The sequence below is a fragment of the Candidatus Bathyarchaeota archaeon genome (assembly GCA_026014465.1).
GTDB lineage: Archaea > Thermoproteota > Bathyarchaeia > Bathyarchaeales > Bathycorpusculaceae > JADGNF01.
The window spans coordinates 1624931-1644594 of the sequence record JAOZID010000010.1 but is presented as its reverse complement, the minus strand read 5'-3'; the positions used below and the strand labels follow the sequence as shown (position 1 = coordinate 1644594).

General features: G+C 48.1%; 17 protein-coding genes. 11 read left to right on the top strand and 6 right to left on the bottom strand.

The window, feature by feature from the left end; genetic code table 11:
* Positions 1 to 230: 230 nt before the first annotated feature.
* A complete protein-coding gene (locus NWF04_10605; GenBank protein MCW4007021.1) occupies positions 231 to 2945 on the bottom strand; it encodes a DEAD/DEAH box helicase in 2715 nt (904 codons plus the stop codon).
* Between the two features lie 229 nt (positions 2946 to 3174).
* On the opposite strand from NWF04_10605, the gene tgtA reads away from it, so the two are divergent.
* The 5 genes from tgtA to NWF04_10580 all read left to right on the top strand — a co-directional run bounded on the left by tgtA (position 3175) and on the right by NWF04_10580 (position 8678).
* Entirely contained in the window at positions 3175 to 4797 is a 1623-nt protein-coding gene (gene tgtA, locus NWF04_10600; protein ID MCW4007020.1) for a tRNA guanosine(15) transglycosylase TgtA, read from the top strand.
* Positions 4798 to 4799: 2 nt separating this feature from the next.
* Positions 4800 to 5387, top strand: a complete 588-nt coding sequence (locus tag NWF04_10595; protein MCW4007019.1) for a CehA/McbA family metallohydrolase — start codon at positions 4800 to 4802, stop codon at positions 5385 to 5387.
* Positions 5388 to 5456: 69 nt separating this feature from the next.
* Positions 5457 to 6713, top strand: a complete 1257-nt coding sequence (locus NWF04_10590; protein MCW4007018.1) for an MBL fold metallo-hydrolase — start codon at positions 5457 to 5459, stop codon at positions 6711 to 6713.
* Positions 6714 to 6854: 141 nt separating this feature from the next.
* Entirely contained in the window at positions 6855 to 7760 is a 906-nt protein-coding gene (locus NWF04_10585; protein ID MCW4007017.1) for a presenilin family intramembrane aspartyl protease, read from the top strand.
* Positions 7761 to 7841: 81 nt separating this feature from the next.
* Positions 7842 to 8678, top strand: coding sequence for a hypothetical protein (locus tag NWF04_10580; GenBank protein ID MCW4007016.1), 837 nt, complete (start codon positions 7842 to 7844; stop codon positions 8676 to 8678).
* On the opposite strand, the gene afpA is transcribed toward NWF04_10580, so the two are convergent.
* Positions 8675 to 9265 carry an archaeoflavoprotein AfpA gene (afpA, locus tag NWF04_10575; protein ID MCW4007015.1) on the bottom strand — a complete coding sequence of 197 codons (591 nt, stop codon included), beginning with the start codon at positions 9263 to 9265 and terminating at the stop codon, positions 8675 to 8677. The genes NWF04_10580 and afpA overlap by 4 nt on opposite strands.
* Positions 9262 to 9876, bottom strand: coding sequence for a flavodoxin family protein (locus tag NWF04_10570; GenBank protein ID MCW4007014.1), 615 nt, complete (start codon positions 9874 to 9876; stop codon positions 9262 to 9264). Before NWF04_10570 ends, afpA begins: the two co-directional genes overlap by 4 nt.
* Before the next feature lie 118 nt (positions 9877 to 9994).
* Here NWF04_10570 and NWF04_10565 point away from each other — a divergent pair, with 118 nt between their 5' ends.
* Entirely contained in the window at positions 9995 to 10636 is a 642-nt protein-coding gene (locus NWF04_10565) for an MBL fold metallo-hydrolase (GenBank protein MCW4007013.1), read from the top strand.
* 106 nt (positions 10637 to 10742) lie between these two features.
* Positions 10743 to 11549, top strand: a complete 807-nt coding sequence (locus NWF04_10560) for a prepilin peptidase (GenBank protein ID MCW4007012.1) — start codon at positions 10743 to 10745, stop codon at positions 11547 to 11549.
* A gap of 43 nt (positions 11550 to 11592) precedes the next feature.
* Here NWF04_10560 and NWF04_10555 read toward each other — a convergent pair whose 3' ends face one another.
* The gene (locus NWF04_10555; protein ID MCW4007011.1) at positions 11593 to 11817 is read right to left on the bottom strand and encodes a hypothetical protein; all 225 of its coding nucleotides are present in this window, start codon (positions 11815 to 11817) and stop codon (positions 11593 to 11595) included.
* A gap of 94 nt (positions 11818 to 11911) precedes the next feature.
* On the opposite strand from NWF04_10555, the gene NWF04_10550 reads away from it, so the two are divergent.
* The 4 genes from NWF04_10550 to NWF04_10535 all read left to right on the top strand — a co-directional run bounded on the left by NWF04_10550 (position 11912) and on the right by NWF04_10535 (position 16309).
* Entirely contained in the window at positions 11912 to 12997 is a 1086-nt protein-coding gene (locus NWF04_10550) for a carbohydrate kinase family protein (protein MCW4007010.1), read from the top strand.
* Between the two features lie 58 nt (positions 12998 to 13055).
* Positions 13056 to 14438, top strand: a complete 1383-nt coding sequence (glmM, locus tag NWF04_10545; GenBank protein MCW4007009.1) for a phosphoglucosamine mutase — start codon at positions 13056 to 13058, stop codon at positions 14436 to 14438.
* Positions 14435 to 15706, top strand: a complete 1272-nt coding sequence (locus NWF04_10540) for a sugar phosphate nucleotidyltransferase (GenBank protein MCW4007008.1) — start codon at positions 14435 to 14437, stop codon at positions 15704 to 15706. The genes glmM and NWF04_10540 overlap by 4 nt, the downstream gene beginning before the upstream one ends.
* Positions 15707 to 15883: 177 nt before the next feature.
* Positions 15884 to 16309, top strand: a complete 426-nt coding sequence (locus tag NWF04_10535) for an Lsm family RNA-binding protein (protein ID MCW4007007.1) — start codon at positions 15884 to 15886, stop codon at positions 16307 to 16309.
* 8 nt (positions 16310 to 16317) lie between these two features.
* Here the strand turns inward: NWF04_10535 and NWF04_10530 are convergent, their stop codons facing one another.
* Together NWF04_10530 and NWF04_10525 are read right to left on the bottom strand one after the other, a co-directional pair.
* Positions 16318 to 17076: a PAC2 family protein gene (locus NWF04_10530; GenBank protein ID MCW4007006.1), complete on the bottom strand. Its 759-nt coding sequence runs from the start codon at positions 17074 to 17076 to the stop codon at positions 16318 to 16320.
* Positions 17077 to 17207: 131 nt separating this feature from the next.
* Complete coding sequence (locus tag NWF04_10525) at positions 17208 to 19424, bottom strand: elongation factor EF-2 (protein ID MCW4007005.1); 2217 nt, start codon at positions 19422 to 19424, stop codon at positions 17208 to 17210.
* Between the last annotated feature and the right edge of the window lie 240 nt (positions 19425 to 19664).

Below are 19664 nucleotides of genomic sequence, written 5' to 3'. Positions count from 1 at the left end.
AACCTAATAGACAGCAAATAGGTTCTGAGAGGCAATTAAAGACCCAAGTTTCCTATAACCCCTAAGTGTATTTGATGTTTACAGTCAGTTAATCGGTACAGTCAGTCTTGATGCCGTCTATGAAAAAAGTGTTTTAGGTAGTTCAGTGAGTTAATGCGTAATTTTACCGTTATAGATGAGGAAGAAAACATACCTAAAACAGGTTTTGGCAAGTAAAAGGTACCACGTCTTTAAAGGTCATCAGGAGTTATGCCATGCAGAGCTTTGTTGGATTTAAACAACTCAATTATTTTGTCAGTTGTGAGTTTACCCTGCCAAAACTGAACTACCATATCACCAATAATGGGAGCGGATATCATGGTCACTTTTGAACTAATAGCATTAGCCTTTGCAACCTCAACGAAATCTGGATAACCTATAGTCATGCTTATTATGGGGCTATACTTTGCACCTTTTCCGAGAATTTCTTCGGCCTCAATAGCTGAAACTCTTCCACGTTCTTTCCGTTTTACTTCAACGGCAATTAATCCATCTGGAACAGTAACCAGGACGTCTGGACCGTGCTGGTCTTTGTCTCCAATAAATTGAGAGTTTAGACCAAACTCAGCAACAAATATCTGGGACAAGTGTCTTGCTAAGTCATCCCCGTGAGTGTCATAAAGACCTAGAATTACGCCTGTTTCCTTACCCATTTTCTTGGTAAGTCTAATTTGAATAGATTTCTTTCGCTCTGCCTCATTTTTAATATAGGTTTCAACCGCCTCTTTTATTCTCAGAGCTAAAGCATTTCCAATATTGGGTACTTTCGCCAACTCTTCAACTGCAGCTCCAAGAATACTATCAATATTAACGAAGCCTGCCTTAACCAGATTCATGGCACGTCTTCGATGTATACCCTGAATCCTTAACCTGATTATCGGAAGTGCTTCTTTTGGAACACCAAAACAAATCCGTTCCGACAAGTCATATAGGAAATTAACAAAATCATCATCAAAATTGAAAAGAGGCCTCTCTGCTAAGTGAGCGAGACCGTGAAGAATCCATTGAATATTGCTGGCAACCTTATTGATTGTACCGGGAGGCGCATATTGGCTTAATTCGACATATTGCGCTCCCTCTATCCACCTTAAAAGCATTCGGGTAGTTCTCAAACTCGTTAGGAAGATAGATATAGCAGGTTTGTGAATGAACACATCGTTATGCATGGTCCATATTGCCTGCAATTCTTGTGTTTCAGCTTGACTTTTAGGGGGATATACTCTTTCAGCCACATCAGTACAACAGCAGAGATGAATAATTCCCTCAGTAATTGATTCATAATTACCCTTGGAAAACTTTGTTTCGCTTGCTTGAAGAATTGTATAAAGAAGAATTACTGCTTTTGGTGTAAGAAGCTCTTCAGCGCATCTCAAACCTATCTCAGTAGCCTCTAATTTACCATTTTCATTAACTAAGCCACCGTTTTTTAAAACGGTTAGTTCTTTCATTATCATTTCTGCTATTTCGCGTTCATAAGTCGCTGGTCTATCAGTAGCAAATTGAAAACCAAAAAGCGTGTTTTGAAGGCAGAAAGCTAATTCATCTATGTTAGAACAAGTTGCAGAGCTTATCAACTGTAATAAAGAACAATCCAAACCATCGCTCTTAGCAATTTGAGAAGTAATCCTTTCAGGTTTAGTATTTACATAATTATCCCAGAGATATTCCAAATTTCTTTCATCAGAAGCCAATAAAGCTGATCGCCCAATCTGGTCTAGCCCCCTTAACCTTCCAGCTCTTCCTGAAATATTTTTGTAACTGGATACTGAAAGCGGTTGACCATTGTAATATCTTATGAAAAGAATCACTACATTCTTTGCAGGCGTATTGACTCCAGCAGACAGAGTTGGAGTAGAACAAATTATTCTAATACCACCATTTTTAAACTCCTTCTCTACAAATCTACGCTCATCGGCTAGTAAACCGGAATGATGAAAAGATACACCATGTGGAACCACTTTCTTTAGCTTAGCAGTAGTAGGTGTTGCCTCCAACAACTCATCAAGTTCTTCCAATTCATGTTCAAGTTGAGGAAATCTCGGCATCTCCCTCGCCAAACCTTCAGCAAGTTCCTCGGCCTTACCTTGTGTGTTAACAAAAACCAAACACTGTTCTGTTTTGCTTGTTTGTACAATTTCGTCATATGTCTGCATCATTAAACCTTTTTCCACCCCGATTTTCCCAGAATTAAATTCTCTGTATAAGAAATCTCTATTATTGAGGCTATGTCCGCGAAATTTTACAGGATTTGTTCCGGTGTAAAGAATACCTTCTCTAAGCTCAACATCTCTCTCTTGAATATTTATTAACTGACAATTGAGCCATTTTGCGAACACATCGGCATTTGTTATTGTAGCAGACAGTCCGATAATTTGAATGTCGTTTGTAAATAAAATTAACCGTGTAAGCAGCATTTCGAGGGAAAGCCCTCGCGCATTATCGCCTATGTGTTGTATTTCGTCGATCACAACTAAACCTATGTTGTCTAAAATTTTGGGCCTTTTCATTATTAATGAGTTAAGTTTTTCATAGGTTGCAATTATTACATCAAATGAAAGCAATTCATTATCAAATTCATAGTGGTCTGATGTAGAGATTGCTGTTTTTAGCCCCCAATCAGCATATTTATCTTCAAAGTCCTTGTACATTTGTTCAGCTAATGCTCGCAAAGGCACTAAAAAGAAACTCTTTCGGTCTTGTTTCTTTGAAGCGTTTAGAGCTGCAAGTTCTCCTATGAACGTTTTACCAGTATTTGTTGGAGCACTAACAAGAAGGTTTTTGCCGTCAAAAAGACCTAAGTGAACTGCTTCTTCCTGTGCTTTTGTGAGGCTTTCAAAACCTATGTGGCTAAGTCGGTCAATTATCGTTTGACTGAGACCAAAATCAGATAGTTCTTCAATACGCATTTCAGCCTTACCACACTGAGTCCTTATTACTTTCGCTCAATATATAAGCTAACATCCAGTCTATATGTTCAAGACCAGAGGCTCAATTTTTCTGAAGTATCAACTTTAGCGGTCCTTATGTATCTACACATAGTGTCTATTCGAACCGCTGACAGGGTGCTATTGGGTTGGTTGTGGGGCGTGTTTTTTATAGTTGCTTTTTTATGTTGTTTGTTCTTAGTTGGTTGTTATGAGCTTTGAAGTTAAGGATAAGGATTTGCTTGGGCGAATTGGCAAGTTGAAGACGAAGAGCGGCACTGTTGAGACGCCGTTGTTGTTTCCAGTTATTAACCCGAGTGTCCAGTTGGTTTCTCCGCGTCGACTCAAAGAGGAATTTGGGTTTGAAGCCGTCATAACCAACGCGTACATCCTAAGAAAACGCTTCCAAGACCAACCCGTAAAAGAGGGGCTGCACGGGTTTTTGGATTTTGACGGTGCAATCATGACCGACTCTGGCGCATACCAAATCCTAGTGTATGGGAACGTGGAGGTTAATCAAGCTCAAATCGTCGAGTACCAAGAGGGCATAGGAAGCGACATAGCAACCATACTTGACATTCCCACGGGGTGGCATGTTCCTAAAGAAAAAGCCCAGCAAACCGTCGCCGAGACGCTTAGGCGTGCTAAAGATTTCTTCAAACTTAAAAAACGCGACGACACCTTGTGGGTTGGACCTATACAAGGCGGCAAACATCTTGATTTGGTCGCGAAATCCGCAGTTGACATGGGCAAGTTGCCGTTTCCAATTCACGCATTGGGCAGCCCCACCGAAGTTATGGAATCGTATCGCTATGACGTGCTTGTTGACATGATACTAACCGCCAAGATGAACATGCCCTTAGAGCGTCCCCTGCACCTGTTTGGCGCTGGACACCCGCATATGCTCGCATTGGCTGTTGCGATGGGTTGTGATTTGTTTGATTCCGCCGCGTACGCGTTGTATGCTCGTGAGAACCGTTACATGACCGAAAACGGCACTTGGCGTCTTAACGAGATGGATTATTTCCCGTGTCAGTGCCCCAAATGCGCAACCGCCACGCCCAAAGAAGTCTGGAACATGCCCAAGAAGGAAAAAGAGGTCTTCTTAGCCGAGCATAACTTGCACGTTTGCGTTGCGGAGCTTAAACGCATCAAGCAAGCCATCAAGGAAGGTAGGCTCTGGGAGCATGTGGAGATGCGCGCTCACGCCCACCCTGCATTGCTCACGGCGCTTAAGAAAGTCAAGAACTATGAGGACTTCATTGAAGAACATAGCCCAACGGTTAAACCCAGCGGACTGTTCTTCTTTGACTCCATTGGTCTCTCGCGACCCGAAGTTACCCATTACCGCAAACGCCTCCACGCCCGCTACACGCCCCCACCAAAAACCCAGTTACTGCTACTACTGCCCCAGACCCGAATCAAGCCGTTCCACAAAAGCGAAGAATACAAAGAAGCCCGCCGCTCGGCTCAGCGCCTCGAAGAAGACTACGAAAAAGTGCATGTTTGTTTCTATGCGGCTCCGTTTGGGGTTACGCCACTAGAGCTAACTGAGGTTTACCCGCTTTCGCAGCATGAAACCGCACTGCCCTTGGAAACTGAGACCGTGGAGTACGTGGCGCGTCAAGTCGCAGAGTACGTGAAACTGTACAGCTATAAGTCAGTGGTTTTGGTTGAGGACGCGGACATGTGGGGCTCTATAGTGAAGAGTAAATGCAAAGCGGTCTGCGCTAAGAGAGGCGTAGGCTTTGAAGCATTGAGCCGTAAGGGCATGTCAAGCAAAGAGTTTTTATCCTATTTAGAGATGGTTTTGCATAGACAGTTGAGCGGGTAAATGTGATTCGAGCCGATTTACACATACACACCACCTTTTCGGATGATTCGCAGATTTCACCTAAAACCTTAGTGGAAAAACTCGTAGCACATCCATCCATCAAAGTTGCCGCCGTAACCGACCATGACAGCGTAAAAGGCATAGACACCGTCCGAAAACTCGCCGCGCCATACCCCGACATTTTGATTTTGCCAGGGGTAGAAATTAGCACTCCGTTGGGGGACGTGTTGGTTTTGGGTACGGAGCAGTTGCCGCCTAAACCGTGGTCAGTAGAAAACGTCGTGGGCTTTGCCAGGGATAACGGATATGTTTCGGTGGCGGCGCATCCTTACCGCGAATACGGCTTAGCAGATTACACGAAAACCAGCAATGTAGACGCGATAGAGGTCATTAACGGCGGCTCGCCCTCCTTTGCGAACAAGCAGGCGCACGAACTTGCTAAGCGTATGAAGCTGCCAGGCACAGGAGGAAGCGACGCACACCAGCCCCACGAACTCTACACGGTCTACACTGAAATCCAAGCCGACCTAAACGTGGACGATATCCTCTCTGCCATCAAAAAAGGCAGGGTTCACGCGTCTTTAACGTGAAGTCAATACCTTTTTTAAAAGCCTTCTTCATGGTTTAATCCGACAACTTAAGACAGGGTTGATTCTACGGTGCAGATAAAGTTTTTAGGCGGAGCTCGGGAAGTTGGGAGAATAGGAATATCGGTTAAGAGCCGTAAAACCCAGTTTCTGCTTGACTACGGCGTGATGATGGACCGTCAACCGGGTTTTCCTATGCATGTGCCACCCAAAGAAGTAGACGCCATAGTTTTGACGCACAGCCACTTGGATCATTCAGGCGCGATTCCCATGTTCTATATTGATGGGAAGAAGCCGTTGTACACGAACAGGCTAAACTTGGAGCTTTCGCAACTGTTGATTCAAGACTTCATCCACCTGTCAGGATACTATTTGCCCTTCGAGTACATTGAACTTAGGACGATGAGTCGCAGCAACAAGCACTTAGATTACGGAGCTGTAGAAAAAGTAGGTAACATGACCCTGCAGCTGCTAAACGCTGGACACACCCCCGGGAGCGCCTCAGTAATCGTAGAAGGCGAAGGAAAACGCTTGCTCTACACGGGCGACTTCAACACCGAAGACAGCAAACTCTTAGAGGGCGCAGACACCAACTACGGCGACCTAGACGCAGTAATCATAGAGAGCACCTACGCCAACGAAGACCACACCCCCAGAGCCGACATCGAAAAAAGCTTCGTTGCCGCCTGCACTGAAGTTGTGGAGAGGGGCGGGACGGTTTTGGTGCCAGCGTTTGGCGTGGGGCGTTCGCAAGAAATCGTCAGCGTTCTTTTCGGAAACCGCTTTGAATACCCAGTCATACTTGATGGCATGGCAAGAGAAGCCAGCAGGGTTATGCTAAATGGCAAAGAGTTTTTGCGTGACCCTAAACTGTTCACAGACACCATGCGTTCCGTACGGTGGATAGAAGGCTGGCGAGACCGGCGCAAAGCAATCAAAACCCCCAGCGTAATCATCTCACCCGCAGGCATGCTCAAAGGAGGCCCCTCCATGTTTTACATATCCAAAATCGGCAAAAAGGCAGCCAACGCCGTTTTCCTAGTCAGCTACCAAATCCCAGGCACCCCAGGCAAGCAACTGCTTGAAAAAGGCATCTGCACCATCGAAGGCAAAGTCCGTAAAATAAAAGCCAAAGTCCGCCACTTCGACTTCTCAAGCCACAGCGGCGCAACCCAACTCAAACAAACCCTACAAAACATCAAAGGCAACCCCAAAATCTACGTAGTCCACGGCGCAGAAGGCAACTGCGAATTACTCGCCAAATGGGCAAAAACCGAACTCGGACTAAAAGCCGTCGCACCCAAAACAGGAAACAAATACAAAATCTAAAAACCACAACCCCAGTAAAGCAGCAGGCGGGCACCAAAAGATTTGGTTGGTGATGCTTGTTTGGCGGGCATGTTTTGAGAATAGGAAATAGGCATAAATAGGTATCCGCTTTTGTTAAGGAGGAAAAAAGGGACACCGAAAATGAAAGCTGCCGATACTATGCCCATGTTTGTTATGGGCGCGTTGTTTGTTGTTGTGGATTTGCTGGCGTTTGTGGTTACAGGTCCGTTTGAGGCGGCAGGTGTGGGCGCTTTTGAGAACCCTGGGGATTGGGGGAACTTGGTGTTTTTCTTTGTGGTTTTGGTTGTTTTCACTGCGTTTATTTTGGTTATTGCCAAGTACGGTAAGAAACATGTTATTCAGGGCATATTTTTGGGTTCCACGGGTTTGCTTGGCGTTTACGTATTGTACCCGTTGTTGTCGATTATTTTGCCTTGGGAAATCTCGTTGGGCGTGGCTGTAGCGGCTATGGCAGTTTTAACGTATTTGCTCATAAAGTACCCTGAATGGTACATACTGGATATTACTGGTGTTATGACAGCTGTTGGCGCGGTGGCTATGCTTGGGATTTCGTTGACGGTTCTTATTGTTGTGGCGTTGCTAATTGTGATGGCGACATACGATGCTATATCAGTGTACAAGACAAAGCACATGATTGACTTGGCTGATGTGCTGGTGGATTTGAAGCTGCCCATCCTCTTTGTTATCCCCAAAAAACGCGGCTACTCTTTAATTAACGAAGAGAAGAACCTGAAAGAGAAAATTGACTCAGGCGAAGAACGTGAGGCATTCTTCCTTGGCGTAGGCGACACCGTATTCCCAGGCATCTTGGCTGTTGCAGCATACTACACAATCGGAGGCATGAACGGTTTTCTCATTGGCTTATCCATCATGATAGGCACGCTCATCGGCTTTGCAGGGCTCATGGTTTTTGTCATAAAAGGCAAACCCCAAGCAGGACTCCCCTTCCTTTGCCCAGGCGCCATACTTGGCTACGTCATATCCAGTTTGCTGCTTACAGGCGGTTTAGCAGGATTTGGTCTCTAAACAGCGCCGCAGCCTTTTTTAGCAAACCTTCTTTTGCGATAACTGCCACCATAGAGCAAAACAGCAAGCAAGGAAAACAACGTGGCAAAACCCGAACCAAAAGAGTTTCAAGCCCAACTCGTGTACCTAACGCCCATACTGGCAAGCCTGATTATCACCATTTTTTGCGCTCTGCTACTGCAAAACCCTTCCTCGCAAGCCGTCGCGGTTCCAGTTACACCCATCCCCCAAAACACCCCCGCAGGTCCATACCTTAACGCGGTCTACCTGTTTGCGTTGATGGCTGTTGGGGCAAGTGGCGTGTATTTGCTAATAAAATATCGCAGCCGTAACGTTTTGAATTTGCTTATGGGGGTTGCGGTGACGTTGGCGTTTTTGCTTTTGGGTTTTATCTACACGGTGTCGGTGCTGGCTGGCGCGCAGTATAGCACGGTGGTTGGGGCGGTGGTTGCTGTAGTGGTTGCGGTTTTGGGGGATTTGGCGGTTTTTAGGTTAGGCGGCAAAACAAGCGACTTTGTAATTGTTGTGTTGGGCGGCGCGTTGGGAGCGTTTTTTGGCGCATTCCTTAGCATCTCAACTGTTCTGCTGCTGTTAGGAGTCCTATCAATCTACGACACCTTAGCCGTCTACTATGGTCCCATAGGAAAAATCGCGTCATCGGGGCTTGAGCAGATTAAGGGAGTAAGCTTTGCATTCAAAGACATCCAGATGGGCTTGGGGGATTTGGTTTTTTATTCGTTGCTGGCGGGTTCTATGCTGATACGGTTTGGCTGGATTCCCTGCGCATTGTCGGTGGCGGGAATTGTTGTGGGGAGTTATTTGACGTTTTGGATGCTTGAGAGGCACGGGATGTTTCCGGGATTGCCGTTTCCGTTGACTCTGGGGATAACGTTGGGGCTGCTGGGGTCAATCTTTTAGGCGGGCTTTTGACCAAAGTGTTTTTTGAAGGCGTCGGGAATTTGGTGGGGGTCAGCTAACACGTGCACGTCCTCCATTTGCTCGAGTTTGCGTACTTGCTGGGCGTCTTCTTTTCGCACACGCAGCTTCATGTCCTTGCCGTTTGGCAACTTGGTGATGAGGGTTTTTTCTTCGTAATCCACGGGGACAACGTAGACGGGAACAAACGCTTTTAGGCTCATGCTTGCCGCGTTGGTGAGCATGGTATCTCCGATGCAGTTGGCTATTTTGGCTACGGTGTTTGAAGAGGCAGGCGCAATGAGTAAGAATTCGTATTTGTTCATTTGAAGCCAAGCTGCTAGGAAGGGCGAGTTTGCGTTGAGTTCAACCATGAATTTGGGGAAGGCTTCTTTGATGGTGGTTTCGAGTTTGTAGAATTTCAAGACCATCTCGCCTGCTTTGGAAACAAACACATGAATATCTAACGTGTCCGCGTACTGGCGCTGCAAAGCCTTCATGACTTCAACGTACTCCTCAATACGGTCACCTGCACCCGAAATTCCCCACGCAACTTTGCGTTTCTTAACTTCACCTTTATCGGTACTCATGGCTGTTTCACTCCCACAGCACCCTTGTACTCATCTAAGTGTTTGGCAAATTTTTTCACGGTTTTTTTCAAGCTCCTAAATCCTTCAGTGTCCTCTTTCACGCCTTCTAAAGTGTCTTTTGTCCAAAACGTAGCGCCTAGGTTTGCGCCAAAAAAGCCTCCGCTAACGGGCACCATGGCGTTAAGAATGTAAAACGTGTGAATCTGTGTTAGGGCTGCTTCTTGTCCGCCCATTCGGTCGCCGCCTAGGGCTATGCCCATGCCTGTTTTGTGTTTGAAGAAGTCTTTGTCGCTGGCGACGGCGGCGCGGCACCTGTCCATGACTGCTTTGGTTTGGGCGCTGACTGCTCCGTTGTAGACGGGGGTTGCAAAGATTATGCCGTCGGCTTCTTTGAGCAGCGCGTAGAGTTCTTGCATATCGTCTTTGAGGACGCAGACCTTGTTTTTTAGGCAAAAATCGCAGTGCAAACAAAAACCTAAACGTTTCCCGCGAACAGACCAAAACTTTGTCGTGAACCCTTTTTCTTCAAGCAGACCCAACGCCTCTTTTAAAACATGCTCTGTAGCTTGCTGGCGTGGGCTGCCACAAACTCCAACAACAAGCATAACCATCAAAAACCAATACCCACCCAAACACATAAGCTTTCCCAACACCCACGCCCAGCGGGCTGCTTGAATTTATATAGGTAATTGGGCTCTGTAGCTATAGAATTGAGGGGATGAAGATTTCATGCTAAGGACCAAGATGTTTATGGTTGGCGTGCTTTCAACTAACTGTTACGTGGTTTACTGCAAGGATACTAAAGAAGCAGCAGTTATTGACCCTGGGTTTTGCGGTCAAACAGAAGCCAAGGAAGTTTTTGACTTCATTGAGAGCAGGGCGTTGAAGCTAAAGTACATCGTTAACACGCATGGGCATCCTGACCATACCTGCGGAAACGGTTTAGTCAAAGACAAATACCATGTGCCCATCTGCATCCACCAAGCCGACGCGTACATGCTCGGAGAATCAGGCAAAGAAACCGCACGGTACTTTGGGTTCAAACAGGTCTCACCCCCCGCAGATGTCCTGCTACATAATGGCGACTCGATAAGTGTTGGCGAAGTAACCTTGAAAGTTGTAGATTCCCCCGGACACAGCCCAGGCGGCGTTGTGTTTTTAGCAGAAACCGAAGTCTTCACAGGCGACACCTTATTTGCAGGCTCCATCGGACGCACCGACTTCCCCGGAAGCTCCCAAACCGCCATGCAAGAATCCCTAAAAAAACTAGCAACCCTCTCCGACTACTACGAAGTCTACCCCGGACATGGACCAACCACCACCATAAGCCAAGAAAAAAGAGTCAACCCCTTCCTACGCGGACTAACCTAAACAGGCACACCACAAAAGCCCATCCTAAGCAATAGCGTAAATCTTGATTGGGGGTACACGCAGTTAATATGCGACCGCGTTTTGCTCTTTTTGGGGCGCTTTGAGAATGCAGGAAGTCTTTGCGGCGGCGCGGGTAGCGGTTTCAGTGGTGTTTTTGCTGTATGCTTCTTGGAGTGATTATAAGGAGCGTATGGTGAGTGACCGCGTGTGGGTTGTGTATGCTCCGTTGGCGGCGGCGTTGGTTTTGCCTGAGCTGGTTTTGTATGACCCATCAAGGTTGCTGTGGTTTGGGCTTAGCGCCGCGGTAACTGTTGGAATCGCCGTGACACTGTTTTACTCGGGCAGTTTTGGAGGCGCGGATTCGAAAGCGTTCATGTGCATCGCCCTAGCCCTGCCATTTTATCCCCAAACGCTGCTAACACCCCTTATACCCCAAGGAGTATCTCCCCTCGCCCAAACCGTATTCCCCATAGCCATACTTAGCAATTCGGTGCTCATCGCGGCGGCAAGCGGAATCTACATGCTACTGCGCAACATAGCAAACCACACAGAAAAAACGCCCATGTTCGAGGGCACCCTAAAAGAGGAATCAGTCTTCAAGAAGCTGCTGGTTTTGGTTACGGGACAAAAAGTTCTAGTATCCACCTTAGAAGCGAAATGGCACGTTTACCCCTTAGAAGACATCAACACAAAAGGTGATGTGGAGAAACGCAGTTTAGTTGTTATGCCCGATGATGAAGCGCGCGAGGCAATTGTGAAACGTTTATCGGACGCGGCGCAGGCGGGGAGGATTAAGTCGCGTGTTTGGGCAACACCGGGTTTGCCTATGCTTATTTTTGTTACGGCGGGTTTGCTGCTTGCTTTGGTGTTTGGCGATTTAATTTGGATATTTATCACGCATGTTCTAGGATAAAAAAAGAGTTGCAAAACAGGTTGTTGAGTTGCCCGTTTTGGGGTTAGACCATGTTTTTGCTTCGTTTGGAGTATGATAGCGTGGCGGCTGCCATGAGTACTGATCCAAAGCTTACGAAGGGTATTGCGTACACTCGGTAGGGGTGGGAGTTGCTGAACGCAAAGGTTGCTGCGTTGGCGCTTGTTGCGTAGGAGTAGCAAAGAGTGCTGACAGCGAACAAAGCTATCGAAATCAGCAGCAATGCTATTTCAATTTTGAACTTTAACACGTAAGTTCCCCGAATTCTTAATTCGTCCTTCTCAGCAGTAGAAGAAAGGTTATTTTAGTTTTTTGGCTGATAAAGACAGAAGAAGGCATAACGTGTGAATGCGCAACTAAAAAAACTTGCAGATTTCCTGCAAAACCCCCAAAAAACGCCGAAAGTAACGGTTTTACCTGACTTTTTCTTAGACCGCATAGTAACTTTAGACTGCAACGTAGGAGAATTCGCCGCGGTTATAGAGGGAATTGCGCAGCGCAAAGGCGGGAGCATAGACCAAATCAGCCAAACCGACCTGTACGGCGGAAACGCCATCAACGTCGCCGCAGCCTTAGTCGCTCTAGAAGCCAACGTCACCCCAATTGTCTGCACAAACCATCGGGGCTTAGAACAAATACGCCGCCACCTGCAAGCCTACGACATCGACACCTCCCACATCAAAACCAAAGATAAAGCCTCCATCACCACCGCCCTAGAATTCGCAGGAGAGGAGGACAAAGCAAACGTTATGCTCAGGGACGTGGGTTCGCTAGAGGATTTTGGACCAGGCGACCTCACCGAAGCCGACCACCAACTAATTAGGAACTCGGATTACGTGTGCTTGTTTAACTGGGCGGGAACTCGAAAACACGGAACAGCGCTTGCCCAAAATGTCTTCAAAACCGCAAAAAACAGCGGCTGCAAAACGTACTACGCCACAGCTGACCCCACCGCTAACAAGGTGCAGATGCCCCAGCTGCTAGAGCAGGTCCTAAAAACTGACCTTGCAGACATCTTGAGCCTAAACGAGAACGAAGCCTTATGCTACGGCGCCATGCTCAGTCCCGACATCGCAACGCGGCAGGGAAAAGAAAAACTCGACATTTTAGCTTTGGAGGCGGCGCGGGTTTTAGCAGAGCAGTTAAGCGCAAGAATTGATTTGCACACGACACGATTTGCCGCCACGGTCTACCCTGACAGGGAAGTTGTTGTGCCAGCGTTTGAGGTTACGCCGCAAAGGGCAACGGGCGCGGGTGATGCGTGGGATGCAGGCAACATAATAGGCGACTACAACGGGGTCTCAGACCAGATGCGGTTGCTGTTGGCAAACGCGGTTTCAGCCTGTTACCTCTTAAGCCCTAAAGGAGTGCATCCAAGCAGGGAAAAAGTCTTGGAGTTTTTGGAAACCGCCAAACCGCGTGAGCTATAGTTTCCATAGCTAAATCTTTTAAGCCCACTGGCGTTTAACAAGGCAGAGTACACTTGATTTGGAGAAAGTTAAGTTGGGAAAACTGTTTGGAAGTTCAGGGGTACGCGGAAAGGTTAACGAGTTTTTGACGCCGCAGTTAGCGTGTAAGGTGGGTTTGGCGGTCGCTACGCAGGTGAAGGCGCGTAGGGCAGTTGTTGGTTGTGACACAAGGGTTTCAGGTGCCATGATTGAGAACGCGTTGGTTTCGGGGTTGCTTGCCGCGGGTACAGATGTCTCATTAGTCGGTGTGGTTCCTACTCCAGCGGTAGCTTACATAACCAAAGCGTTAGGCGCAGACGCGGGCTTTATGCTTACGGCGTCACATAATCCGCCGCAGTACAACGGCATCAAAGTCTTCAACGCAAACACGCTCTCGTTCACAGATGAGCAACAAAACGCAGTTGAAGAAACCATCGCCCAAAACAGCTACACCCGCGCAAGCTGGGAAGATATAGGCAAAGCAGTCCGCAAAGACGCCACACACCAGTACTGGGATATGCTAAAAGAAACCGTCAAACTATCCAAACCCTGGAAAGTCGTCGTAGACCCAGGCTGCGGAGCCACCTACCACGTAGCGCCTAAAATGCTCAACACGGCAGGCTGCAAAACCACCGCCCTAAACGCGCAACCCGACGGGTACTTCCCCGCCCGAACCTCTGAACCCAACGCCAAATCCCTGCAAAACCTCTCCCAAACAGTCAAGGCGCTAAACGCTGATGTTGGAGTAGCATTCGACGGAGACGGAGACCGCGTAGCCTTTGTGGACGAAACAGGCGAGTTCTGCGATTTTGACCAAGTCTTGGCAGCATACTGCGCTTACGCCCTCAAACGCAACAACGGCAAAGGCACAGTGGTCACTAACGTGGAAGCGTCAATGTGCGTGGAAACCATGGCTGAGAAGCACGGCGGCAAAGTTGTGCGCACACGAGTTGGCGATGTTTACTTGTCGGAGGAAATGGCGCGTTGCGGCGCAGTTTTTGGCGGGGAACCATGTGGAGCGTGGGTGCACCCAGATGTGCATTGGTGTCCTGATGGTCCGCTTTCGGCGATGCTGCTGCTAAAGGCGCTAGAAGAGGAGGGCAAGACCTTAGGAGAGTTCGTCGGCGAGGTTCCTGAGTATGTGACGTTGAGGGAGAACGTTGTTTGTGAGAACAAGCAAAAACAGCGAGTTATTGGCGCGTTAGAAAAAGCCCTGCCAGAAGCTTTTCCAGCGTTTAAGGATTTATCCACAGTTGATGGCGTGCGTTTGGCGTTGGAGGATGGTTGGCTGCTTATTCGGGCTTCAGGCACCGAACCGCTAATCCGAATAACCGTCGAAGGACAAACAATGCAGGCAGCAAAAACTATAATGCAAAAAGGCATAAAGACCTTACAAGATGAGTTGGAGGAAGCATCGGCGTGAAAGCGGTTTTACTTGCAGCAGGCGAAGGCACTAGGCTACTGCCCTTAACAGCAACGCGCCCGAAGCATTTGATTCCGTTGGGCGGCAAACCCATCTTAGAGCACTGCTTGGATGCGTTGAAAGCTAACGGCGTAAAACAAGCCCTTATCATCACGCACTACATGGGAGAAGCCATACGCGCGTACTTTGGGGACGGCTCCCAGCGGGGCATGCAAATCGAATACGCAAATCAAACAGAGATGCTAGGCACAGGAAACGCTGCAAGCATAGCCGAACCCTACGTAAAAGACGACTTCGTTTTGGTTTATGGGGATTTACTGTTCTCGGAGCAGGCAGTCAAGCAGCTTTTAGATGCATACCGTGAAGGCGCCGACGCAGCAATGGCTGTTGTTCCCGTAGAAAACCCTGAGAGCTACGGCATAATCAAACCCAAACCCGACGGCACCGTAGCGGGAATTGTGGAAAAACCCAACAGGCAAGATGCCCCCTCGAACTTGGCAAATGCGGGGTTGTACGTGTTTTCCCAAGAGGTTTTTGATGCGCTGCGCAAGGTTAAGCGTTCAGTCCGCGGAGAATGGGAACTCACCGACGCCGTAACGTTTCTGGCTGATGAAGGCAAGCGAGTGGTGTCGGCGCAGATACCGCGGGAGGACTGGTTTGATATTGGCAGACCATGGGATTTGCTCGACGCTAACGCTTGGACGCTACGGCGCATGCAACCCGAGGTCTTGGGAACAGTGGAAGACGGCGCACACCTAATCGGCGCAGTAACCGTAGCAAAGACCGCGCGGGTACGCTCTGGCGCATACATCGAAGGTCACTGCTTCATAGACGAAGGCGCCGATGTTGGCCCAAACTGTTACCTGCGAGCCTGCACCAGCGTAGGCAAAAACGCCCGCGTTGGAAACGCCTGCGAAGTCAAAAACACCATAATCATGAACAACACCCACGTCGGACACCTCTCCTACATTGGCGATAGCATCATTGGCGAGAACTGCAACTTGGCAGCAGGCACCCTAACTGCTAACCTGCGCTTTGACGACGGGCACGTCAAGATGAAAATCAAAGACCAAGTCGTGGATACGGGACGACGAAAACTCGGCGCCATCCTAGGCGATAACGTCAAAACAGGCATCAACGCCCTGTTCATGCCAGGCGTCAAAATCGGAAACAACACATGGATAGGAGCAAACTACACCGCAAACCGCGACTTACCAGCAAACACCAAAGCATTGCTCAAGCAAGATGAGGAGCAACAAGCAAAGTAGAGTTTTCGACGGCGTGTTTGTTTGGCTTTTTGGTGCACAGGCAAAACGGGCTTTGTTTCTTTTTGAGGGAGTTGTTGAGTTACAATGAGTGCTGAAAGTTTGTTTATTGGGGTTTTTGTTTAATCAAAGATAAATAGTTGGAAGGTACAATCGTATGGATTAGATGGAGGTATTATTGTGTCTGTAGCGCAAAGGAAATTCTTTACAGAAGTTGCGGCGCTGGTTGAGAAGCTTGTTACCGTGAATACTACTAACGGTAAAGTTTTCACTGGCGTACTTCAAGGCGTTAACCCTGATAACTTGAGCTTGTGTATTTCTGAAGCTAAAGATGAAACTGGACAAGTTAGCCACCGAGTTTTTCTCAACGGCAACGTAGTCGCTCAAATCGCAACCACCGAAAAACCCTTCGACATGAAAGCTTTAGCAACACGGCTTGAAAAGGTCTTCCCAACAATGGTTAAACTCTACGAAGACCAAGGCTTCATCTGGGTCATGGATAAAGTCAAAGTAACCGAAAAAGGCATAGCTGAAGGCGCAGGTCCCGCAGCAGAGCGTGTCCAAAGAGTTTACGACTTGTTCATGAGTGAAACCAAAAACGAGTAGCCACTAGGCTAGATGAACCAGCGCAGCTCCTGTTCCTCTTTCTTCTTTTCTTCTTGAATATCACGAATTAAACCAAACGCTTCGAGCATGCTTTTTGTCTGCGTGGCAGTTTCTTCCACATCCGATAAATCCACATTCAGCTTAAGGTAGCGGTTTATCGCGGTTAAGGCGACCCGTGCTGCGGTAGGGTCAGGTTCCATGCCCACGGTATCCACGAGCAACGCAAACCCACGCATGCCCCTAAGCCTACTCAAACCCAACGCTAACCCTGCAATGCCAAAAATGTGCCCCACCATAACCTTGTGCCCCATATCCAAGCTTAATGCTTCTTTTAGGGTTTCTTCGTCGGAAGCGGCGCAGTACAGGGAAGGCGCGGTGGTGACTTCGTCTTTTTTGAAGCCTCCAAGGGAAACCACGAATTGGCACCCCAGATTCTGCACGATGTCTAAGACTTTGCCTGTGAGTTCGTACTGGCCAGGCGTAGTTAGGGCTTGAGTGTTGCCAAACCAAATGAGAAGGTCGCGTCCGCCGTCTTCTCGTTTGACGTAGTAGAGCTCGTTTATGGGGGACTGCGCATCGCCATCTTCAGTGAGAATCGCTAGGTCTTGGAAGCTTGCGGAAACAATTTCTCCAAACCGTTTAGCCCCAAGCGTTTTTATCAAGTGCAGGGCGGTGATGTTGGCTACAAAACCTATGCCAGGCAAGCCCTCTATGAGTATGGGGTTGTTGAGTTGGGGTATTTCGTCGAGTTTAATTGAACAGACCATCGCGGTTCCTCTAAGCAACGTGAGTACATAGGATTAGGATTGTGATATAAGCATGCCTACTTGCACGTAGCCAAAAAACGTGGCAGAAAAAAGAAACAAAGAAGAAGAGAGGGAGAGGGGAGGTTGTGGGTTTATTCGGATTCAAAGTATTCTTCTGGTTTGGGTGGTACGGGTGAGAGTCCTCTGCGTTCTCGGATTGCTTTGATTGTGTCGGCTTGCATTTGTTCGGGGACGTATGCCCAGCGGCTGAACTGGGTTGCCCAGAAGGCTCTGCCTTGGGTGCTGCTGCGTAGTTCGTCGGCGATACCAAAGGATTCGGAGACGGGCATTTCGGCTTTGACGGTTATCATGTCTTCCTCGGAGGGCATGTCAAGGATTTTGCCGCGGCGTTTGTTTAGCAATGTGATGACTGCGCTGACGAAGTCGCTTGGGACTTTGCATTCGAAGCTGATTAGGGGTTCAAGTAGTTTGGGTTTGCTTAGCAGGATACCGCAGTAGATGGGACGCCAGGTCATGGGGATGATTTGGGCGGGTCCACGGTGGACAGGGTCTTCGTGCACGGTAACGTCTTCAAGGTTAATCTTCAAGCCATACGCAGGTTCTTTGGCTAAGGGGGAGGTGTGGACTGCTTCGCGGAAACCGCTTTTTACGTGGTCAATGATTTCGTCGACGTACTGGCGGCCTTTGATGCGGTTGACGAGGATGTTGTTTTCTTCAACTGCTACTGCGCCTTTAGCATCGTCGGGTGCCCAGCCAAGTTCGCGTAGGCGTTTGGTTCGTTCGTCTTTGCTTTGCATGTCAGTGATTTTTTCTGATTTGATGGCTTCGATGACTTCGTCAGAGAGGCGTTCAAGGGTTATCCAGACTTTGTTGTGTTTGTTGGGGCTTTTGCCCATGATTGCGGGTCCATCGTAGTCTTTGCTGATGGTTTCGCGGAAGATGACGATGGGTTTGCTGAGTTTGACTTTTAGTCCTGCTTCTTCTAGTCGGTAAGCGGTGATTTCAAGGTGAAGTTCACCCATGCCTGAGAGCAGGAATTCGCCGCTTTCTTTGTTCATCTTGAAGTGCAAGTTGGGGTCTTCAGTTGTGATTTTGTGCATGACCTTATCAAACATTGGTATGTCCTTGACGTCTTCGGGCTCAACTGCTACGGTGACGACTGGGTCAGAAACGTACTGTAGACCTTCAAAGGATTGGGCTTCTATGCCGTCTTCAGCTATGGTTTCACCCACGTGTAGGGAGGGCAAACCAGAGATTGCGCCGATGTTTCCTGCGGGAACGCGGTCAACGATAACTCGGTCAGTTGCCATGCTCATGAAGACCTGCTGGATGGTGCCTTTTTGGCGTCTGCTGACAAGCTGGACCTGTTTGCCTTTGGTAATGGAACCGCTAAAGATACGCCCGATTGCGACGGTGCCGCTGTGGGGGTCAACTTCGATAGTGGATATGCACATGAGCAGGGGCGCGTTGGGGTCGACTGTTGCCATGCCTTTGCCAGTTGCACTTTCTGGGTCGCCTGGCCAAATCTGTGGTTGACGGTAAGGCTGAGCTTGCAAGGGTCCAGGGAGGTGTTCGCAGAACATGTCAAGGATTGGCTCGGGTAAGGGTGCTTTCTTGCTTAGGGCATCGACTTTTTTGCCGACGTCTTCGGGCTCGCCTGTGTATGCGTCGATGATGTCTTGGAATGAAATTTGCTTCTTTTTCATGTGGGTAAGGTTTAGTCCCCATTTGTGCAGGGCAGAACCAAAAGCTACGCGGCTGTCTTCGATTTTAACTTGCCAGTCCTGTTTGTGTTCGGGAGGCGCATATTTTTGGATAAGCGTGTTTACGCGCAGGAGAATCTTAGCGAATTTGCGCTGGATTTCTTGGGGGGTGAGTTTGATTTCTTTTATAAGCCTATCGACCTTGTTGATGAACAAAAGAGGCTTGACGCGTTCGCGTAGGGCTTGCATGAGCACGGTTTCGGTTTGTGTCATGGGGCCTTCTACGGCGTCGACGACTACGAGGGCGCCGTCTACGGCTCTTAGGCTTCTGGTGACTGCGCCGCTAAAGTCGATGTGTCCAGGGGTGTCGATGAGGTTGATCAGGTAGTCTTTATCGTCGAATTTGTGCACCAAACTAACGTTTGAGGCGAAAACGGTCATTTGGCGTTTTTGTTCAAGATCCCATGAGTCAAGGAACAGTTTTTGTCCAGCGGTTTGGGTGCTGATGATTCCAGCATACGCCAAGAGGCTGTCGGATAAGGTGGTTTTTCCATGGTCTACGTGGGCGATAATACTGGTGTTCCTAATGATTTTTGGGTCATTCATCAATTTTACAATTTCATCTGTTTGTCTATAACGAGCCATACCTATACATTCTCCATATCTAATGAATCATTATTAACCTGAAAGGCTACCATTTTAAGAGGGCAAAGCATCTTTCTAATTCTCTCTAAAGAGCAAGCTACATGGAAATTGAGACTGTAGCCTATTAACTTTATGGAACACCTTACATAAACAGCTTGGACAAGAAAAAAAGATTCCGACAAAGCCACACCATAAAAGTTAGAGTTGCCGTGGAAAAAATAACCCACCAACCCTGCCTAA